Source organism: Methylomonas lenta (assembly GCF_001644015.1).
GTDB classification, from domain to species: Bacteria; Pseudomonadota; Gammaproteobacteria; order Methylococcales; family Methylomonadaceae; genus Methylomonas; species Methylomonas lenta.
The window spans coordinates 72,315-80,766 of record NZ_LUUI01000101.1; the positions used below are offsets into that span (position 1 = coordinate 72,315).

At 44.4% G+C, this 8,452-nt stretch carries 3 protein-coding genes; 1 reads left to right on the forward strand and 2 read right to left on the reverse strand.

The window, feature by feature from the left end; all coding sequences use genetic code 11:
• The first annotated feature begins 79 nt into the window (after positions 1-79).
• Entirely contained in the window at positions 80-1,849 is a 1,770-nt protein-coding gene (gene mobH, locus A1359_RS10680; RefSeq protein ID WP_066982177.1) for a MobH family relaxase, read from the forward strand.
• Positions 1,850-1,972: 123 nt separating this feature from the next.
• On the opposite strand, the gene A1359_RS10685 is transcribed toward mobH, so the two are convergent.
• Positions 1,973-2,284, reverse strand: a complete 312-nt coding sequence (locus A1359_RS10685) for an integration host factor subunit beta (protein ID WP_066982179.1) — start codon at positions 2,282-2,284, stop codon at positions 1,973-1,975.
• Between the two features lie 231 nt (positions 2,285-2,515).
• The gene (locus A1359_RS10690) at positions 2,516-8,443 is read right to left on the reverse strand and encodes a DEAD/DEAH box helicase (RefSeq protein WP_269747906.1); all 5,928 of its coding nucleotides are present in this window, start codon (positions 8,441-8,443) and stop codon (positions 2,516-2,518) included.
• Between the last annotated feature and the right edge of the window lie 9 nt (positions 8,444-8,452).

Below are 8,452 nucleotides of genomic sequence, written 5' to 3' on the forward strand. Positions count from 1 at the left end.
TGGTAAGACTCAACCGCCGAATCCAGCAAAGTCAGTGCAGCATGCGCAATTTATCATAGTCAGCTTCTAACAACGCAGTATGCTGAAACTGGGCTGGTTTAAACACCCGATTGAAAAAGTGCCTGTTGCACAGCAACCGACTGGTTTTAGCAGTATGCCGGGTCTGTTGCCGATACAAACAACGGCTGAACTTTTGCTGCCACATAATCACCTGCTGTTTCAAATTGAAGAACTGGCTGGCTTAGCCAAAGACCCTTTTAAGTGCTTTTATTTAATGGCAATCCAACAGTTTGCCCGCTTCGTTCAACAATTGCCGGCGTCCGAAGTGCATCATCATGCAGGCCCTGGCGGCATGTTGCTGCATACCTTGGAAGTGTGTGTCATTGCCTTGAAAGTGCGCCGATCCTATTTATTGTCCGAAACTGGCGGGGCGGAAGAGATTTCGGCAAAACAGGATTTATGGACTTATGCGGTTTTTCTGGCGGCCTTGTGTCATGACTTGGCTAAAGTGGCCGTTGATCAAAGCGTGACACTATTTGATCAAAATCACCAACAACGGACATGGGATCCCTGGAATCAGTTTATGGATGAGCAAGGCCAGTGGTATGTCACCGAGTTTGTGCCTAATCGGCACTACCGGTTACATGAAAAAGCCACGCCGTTACTGATCAACAAAGTCATTCCGTCACAGGGAATGCGTTGGTTGACCAGTGACCAGAGCATTTTTGCGCGCTGGTTGGCCACTGTCTCCGGCGATCTTGAAAATGCCAATGCCCTAGGCCAAATCGTCAGTAGTGCTGATAGTCAATCCGTGGCGACCAATTTGGGCGCCGATACTAGCCGCATGCCTGCCGTTAAAACCATTCCGCTGCACGAAAAAATGCTCACTGCCTTACGGCATTTACTCACAGAAGGTACCTTGCCATTAAACCGAAACGGTGCTGCCGGCTGGATACAGGGTGAGTATTGTTGGTTGGTGAGCAAAAGAACCGTGGATGCAGTGCGGGAGCATCTGACCCGCGAAGGCCATACCGGTATTCCGACACAAAATAGCAGGCTGTTTGATATTTGGCAGGAACATGCGGTGCTCATCCCTTGCGGCGACAAGGCCATCTGGACTGCAAGCGTGGCAGGCGAGGGCTGGTGTAATGAATTAACCCTGATCAAAATCCCGCTGACCAAAATCTGGAGCAATCCGGAACGAAGACCGGAACCCTTTGCGGGTAATATTAGCGTATCTGACATCAAACCGTCAGCAGTCGACGACACCGCCGATGTAAAACCAGATGATTCACAATCTGACTCAGCGTTAATTTTGCCCTCAGAGAACATGGATAGCGACAGCATGGAAATCGATTCAGTCGGGATGACTCATCTGTCCGTGATAACTGAAAACGGCAACGATGAATACCCTGGCGTGCAGCACGATGCCAATCTTGATGAGCAATCCAGTAACCCAGTGAAATCAGCTAAAGAACCAACCGATCCAGTCGATGGTTTTTTTGCATGGTTACAAAACGGGATTCGCCAAGGCACTATCAAAACCAATCAACCCAAAGCCCGCGTGCATGTAGTTAAAGAAGGGGTTGCCTTGATGACACCAGGAATTTTCCAGGATTATGCGTTGTTTCAAGAGGGTGACCTTTCAAACTGGTCCGTCATCCAGAAAAAAGTCTTGAAAAAGAACTGGCATGTCAGGGGAGAGAAGGGATTGAATGTAGTGAAATATCAGGTCAGCGGCGCCAGCAAATCAACTACTGTCAATGCCATTCTATTTGAAGATCATTCAATCGTGTTCGGTGCAGGGCTTGCGCCAGCCAGCAATCCACATTTGCAAAAAGTACCCTAACGACAAAATGAGAGAGGTGAGGTGTATCGATCTCAACAAGTCTAAATATTGCTCATAAAACCAAGCATTCGATCAGCGATGATTTGGCGAATAGACAAAGATGACAGCAGATAGCTGACCGCACTAAAGGTCTTTGATCTTCGGATAAATCATTCTCGACTGATTAACGCGTTCGCGCAAATCCAGGCCTGGTTTAAAATGGGTAGCGTAGCGGTTAGATAAGCTTATTTGTTCGCCCGTTTTAGGATTGCGGCCCATGCGGGCGGCGCGCCTGGTAAGTGAGAATCCCCCAAAACCGCGAATTTCAATGCGCCCACCCGTCGCTAAACTTTGGGTCATGTTGTGAATCAGGCTGTTGACAGCCAGTTCGACATCGCCTGGCAACAAATGCGGTAGTTTTGTTGTTAGCTGTTCAATCAATTCGGATTTGGTCATCGTAATACAAAGAGTTCTGGATCGTCTTTCTTATCAAAGGTTGCCGCTAAATTTAGATATTACAGCAGCAGGAATGCGAGTAACAAGTTCATGGCTATATAACTGGCTTTGACTTTTAACAAGCTTAGCCAAAAAAAGGTTTAGGGATAATGCTGCTGAGCCGGAATCAATTTTTGAATCCGATAAACTTAAGCAGCATCAACAATCAAGAAAACTTTTTTAAATAAGGAGCTAAGTATTACCATAATACCAATGAGTCGGATGAACTTTGCTTATAGATTCGACTATAACATTCGCTTTTTCTAAATAATTGACTTGATTAGAAACCTCTCTTTCAAATGGAAATTCGGCTCTTATTCCTTGTACCAAACGCCAATATCCAACACCTTGATCCAGTATGATTTTTGATTGGCTTCCATCAGCCCAATTAAGAATAAGTCTCCTTTCGTGCGGTAATTCGGCATTTGAATAACTATCGTCCCACGAAAAATCAGAAAACTTCTGACTAAACCATGTTTTTATAATATCAGTTCTGTCTTTAACATTACACCAGTCATGAAATAGCCATCTTGGATAATCATTATTTAGGCGATCTAACCTTGATGTGGCTATTGATATCTTAGTTTTCGCGTTAATACCATTCGGATAATCACATAGAGCTGCGAGGAAACTATTTAGAAGGATTACTACTAATGGTGATCTAAGATACCTGTCTGAATAAACAACTTCTACCAACTCTACGTTGCCGTTCAACATGTCGATGAGTTTCGGAACGCGTTTTGATATAAACTCCCATGCCCTTTCACCAAATGAGTAAGATGGACCATTCAATTCTTGACATATTTCTAACTCTATCAAGCCAGGCTGAGGACTTCGCAAACTCTTAATATCAGTCAATTTGGCATTGTGGGGTTCAAGAGTAATCGCGTGCGCTGATCGGGCAAATACATATTGAACATCTGAATCGCCATTCCCCCAGCGTGGAATTGGTGCTAAGGCGACTTCGGAACTTGCAACCCACCGGATATCAATTTGATCAGAGCCAGCTTCAAGAATTAAAGGCAAAGCAGGGTTGCCTTCAGTATTAATGGCTTCTGTTATATAAACGTCGGCATTGACATAAGTCGCCAAAGCTTCCAGTTCGGCTTGCTGACTAAAACATAGCTTTTCTAATGACTCAGAAGTTAGAACAAATTGCAGTTGTATATTTGCGTCATTTAACCGATTAAGCTCACTTCGTAGTCGCCAGTTTAATGGTTCCCATAACGAAACATCACCACCAAGATAAACCCTAACTAATGATATTGGATGCTTTTGCCACTCCCTGTTGAATGCCAGAACCAATGGCTCCATTTCTAATTTACTTTCCTGACCAAATGCCTTGATGTGCTCTGGTATTTCGAAAGCGCTTAAATATGGCGGTGACAGTAAATCTAAAGCATTATGACGATTGAGATCATTGCTATGATGTTGCGTATCGTAAGTCAATAAACATCCCTGACATGCGGAATCGCAATTTTTCGGACAGTGTAAAATCGACTCGGCTTGTTTTAATAATTCCGGTAACCGGGATACTGCTTGACTGACATAGCCTGCACCGCCGGTTGCTGTATCAAATAGGAAAATACTATAGGTAGACTGACTTTGCTGATTTCGGCTTGGGGCCGCATGTGAACCTATTTCACTTTCCTCAATGCCTAATAACAGCGACCAAGCCTGACGCAATGCAACCGCCAATGTGTATGCAGTCGTTTTATCCAAAGGTTTGCCATCATAATCACGAAGTTGCAATTCAAGAACATTTGTTCTTGTAGAGATCCCCATGAAAATGTTGTCAAGAATAGCCCAATCTTCATTGTTACCTGGACATTCCTTTTCACGATCATCCATTTTTCCACCACGCAAACGCTTATGCCCTGAAATGGTTGCGGGACGTTCGGCGCTATCCGACATCGAATCAGCAAATCCACATCGTAAGCAAAGGGAAAAGCCATTGCTATGCAAGCCTTCACTACGATAAAAAAGCCCAGCTTGAATACTGGATCGGAAACGCCCAAAAGATGGATTAGGTAAGGGTATCCAGTCAGCACCATCAAGGGAAATCAGTGGGTCACGAACAGGGATATACTGCGGAATGGAAATGTCATTATGAGGTTTGCAACGAATATTCACAGCAAATCCGGCTGGCTGAAGATAACGATTTCGAGTCAATTTAGAAACATCCTTTTCCCCACAATGCGGACAGCTTTCCGGCATCATAAGCCTCGTGCCATTTCCACCACACGTCTCGCAGCGCCAAACCCAACGTAAGTTTTGTATTTCCGGCGTGCTATTCATTTCCGCTGGCATGTGCCAGTTTAGTGTGACCCCGCTGCTGCGATATACGCGCCCATCTAATACAGTGTCAGTTCCTGGCGCATAGTCACGGATGGCAATCGCCAGATTACGGCTGGGAAAGCCTGCTCTTCGAGAACGATTATCTTCGCGTTCGGCTGAGCTCTTTTTACCTTTACGTGATATATCCTCTATCGTGGTAGTTACCAGCTGAACGACATCAGTAGGGAAACCATAGCCAGGTAGAAAACCCATGTTCGCCAATACCCCAAGCAAATATTCTCCTCTCAATCTAGTAAGCTGAATTTCCAAAGCTTGCTCAGGCTTACTATTACCCTCTTTAGTTTTCAAAATTTCATATTGAGAAAGTAATCCGTCCAATTCATGGCGCCACTTGTCATTCACGCGTGACAATGACTCGACACAGCCCCCAAGAAGATATTTCGGTGATTTTCCAGCAAAGATACTGCGATTGATTAAGGCAGATAGCCCCTCAGTTAAACGGTCTATTGTCAAAGCTTGAGCTTCGCACCAATTAGTAAAAACATCGCAAGGAGCCGATTCATCATCTTGCGTGGATTCAAAAAACCAACCTGCTGTCACCTTATGAGTTTTGTCTGGAACACGGTCCGTCAAGAAACAGGCTAAAGCCATTGAATTGATGTGACGCTGGATAATGGTTTCACTTTGTAATGCAACCTGAGGCATTGCTAATCGAGTAACAAATGGCCAAAGTGGGTTACTGAAGACCGCTTCACCATGCGGCGTGGATTTACATAAGGTAAAACTCAAAGCAGCTGTTTCACCTCGACGTCCGGCTCGACCCGCTCGTTGAAGAAAGTTAGCAGGGTGCGGAGGGACATTGTTCATTGCAACTGACGTTAAACCTCCAATATCAACTCCCATTTCCATGGTTGTGGAGCAACTTAGTAGGTTGATTTGTCCGTTCTTAAATGCTGTTTCGCGTTTAGTCAGTTCGGTGCCTGAAACTTGCGCAGAATGCTCCATAGCGCGAAGGTAACGTGTATGTGAAGCAATACGATCACTGATATCAGACCAGGCACCTAAGTCACGTAATTTCGCGATTTCAGGATTCGTTTCTAACCAGCTATCTGCATCACGGACATCACAACCAAACCAAAATGGCTTTGGCAGTTCAGGCATCGTAACTTTAGTAGATAAAACCATTTCATCTGGTACGTAGGGCTCAGGCAAATATGGGCTTATTCCGCGAAACGTTACTGGCAACAATCGACGAGTTATAGGACAAAACCAAGCTTCACGTATACTTTGTAATACAGCCTGTTTTTCCAATTCAATTTGAAAGCCTTTTTCACCTTGTGACAAAACTGGCCTAATCCCTTGCCAAACAGCGACTAATAATTCTTCTAATTGACCGCGATGGTTTACATCTTTTGCATCCAATTTAAATGCGAAAGCCAAAATACGTAATATTCGACTGTGATAGGGATGATTTGAATTGGTAGTCGGCCAAAGCCGTAGTATTCTCTTCTCGTGTTTACTTGCGGTACTAGGTTTAACCATTCCCGGAGGCAACTGAATAGTTGGAATACCAGGATAACCCAGCCAACGCTCAATATCTGGAGCAATCGATACGGCTTTTCCGCCTCGAATATGAAAATCTAATGCTACTTGCAATAATGCAAGCCATTCATCACTTTTAATTCCTCGCTGTTTTACTACTGCAGGCAGTTCCGTTTTAATTAAGGTCGGATAATGTAGTTGAACAAGTCCTAAGCCTTCTAATGAAAATTGTCGTTTGGGCCTTACAAAAAACTCACGGAATAAACACAATTTAGCTAATTGGCGATCGGTCAATTGACTAAAGCTTAACTCCTTCAGATTAGGTAGCATCCAGCGAATAAAATCATCAGAATTCAGCAACTTATTCTCTGCTTCTTCCCAAGTCAGTTGCGCAGACGCTGGTGATTCCAAGATTGCAAGCTTTGCTTTTCTCTCATCGAGCACACCTTGAATAACCGGATTAGTCTGCGCAATGGGCTCTAAGCTTTTTATTTCTTCTAACAGCTTCTGAACCTGATTTTCGTCTTTGGATGGTTGTTGGGCGGCAAGAGAATGGTAGAGCAAGCTTTTAACGTAGTTTCGCTCACTTTCTTGTTGTAACTTTGCCGCGAATCTAGCAGTCCCTTGTCGACTATCGGTAAAACTAATTAGTCTCTTTCCATCCAATGGCCTTGCGTCTTCACCGCCGGTCATTGAAGGTAACGGTTCTAAAATCGTAGGTATCGCCGTTGATAAAAGAAACGGTGCACCAAGTCGTATTGGACGAAATAAAACATTGCCTATATGTTCTTTTTTATTACAAATAGAACAGCTAATGGTTTCTTCATGCGGTATGACAAAATGAATAGGCATCCCTTCCTTTCCAGACCAATCCAGTTTTCCTTCCGTATTTAACCGGACATTTTGCACATCAGCGAATGTTTTTTTCGACAATAAGCGAAGTAGGCTTGGTTTTGATGTTGATGGATTTTCCAGCCCAACGTCATCCTCATCTCCTTCCAATGGTTCTAACTCTTGCTGGTACTCGTCTTCATCCTGCGTGTATTCATGTTGGATCAGCCATTCCTTGCCATCGCTATGGGTTTCATTTGCTGACAGATATTCGGCTCCACATTCACCGCATTGAACCAAATCGAACACGGGCATCTGACAATAGGAACAGTGCTTGCGGCGTTCGAGAAACACGGCGCCAAATGGCCAGCATTCATCTTCTAATGCGGTATTATGTCGCCCTTGGCACTGATGATTTGCACAAGCCCAAACACCATTGATTGTTCGATGAAATAAGTGGCCGCGTAGAGGCAAAAATGGTTCCTGACTAACGCTCTTGGCTTGCGTACATAAATCCAAAAATTTCAGAGTATTCCGGCGAGTAATATTGGTCTCTGATTTAAAAATAATCTGACTTAAATCAGTCAGTCGGCTGGCTTGTTGAGTTAATAGATATCGAATCTGGCGTGCAGCGTCATTTCTAGACAAAAGATTAAACTTTTCAGTTTCCGATGCTCTCTGCAAACTAACAATATCAATCTCGGTTCGAGATTCATTTGAGAGCAAAGTTGGCAGATCTGGAACTTGCCGCTTTCCTTCAACGACTGAAATACGATCAACAGAGACACCGGCAATGTCAGCCAAAAATTCCGCTAATCGTTTCCGCGATTCCTCACTGCTGTCACCCAGTGTCGCAGAGGTGGCCACGAAGTGAACATCTTCCGCTTGACAACCAAAGGCGCTTAATACGCGCCGCAGCAATAATGTCAATTCTGCTGCTTGTGAGCCCAAGTAAGTATGCGCTTCGTCAATGACAATCCAACGCAATTGACCTTGTGACTGAGCAAGTATGGGCCGGTCTTCGTTCCGGACCAACATATACTCAAGCATCGTGGCATTCGTTACTAAGATTGGTGGTGGATTAGAACGCAGCGTTTTGCGGTCTGCTACTTCACTTAGCCATTCGCTTTTTCCTTGATCTGGGGTGTCGCCGTTGTAAAGACTAAAGCGCATTTTTCCTTTAAGGGGTTCAGACCAAGCAACTAACCTGTCCTTTTGACTCTTAATCAACGCATTCAGAGGATACAAAAACAAAGCACGAACACCGGTTAACGAATCTCCTTGTCGTTGCTCCAATTCTGTAACCAAATCATTTAGGATCGGTATTAAAAAACATTCTGTTTTACCCGAACCCGTTCCACTGCTCACTAACGCCGAGCGAGTAGGAATACCTTCAATTAATGCACGCCAAGCTTCTAGCTGATGGCGATATGGGTACTGTTTGCGTATTCCAGAGCA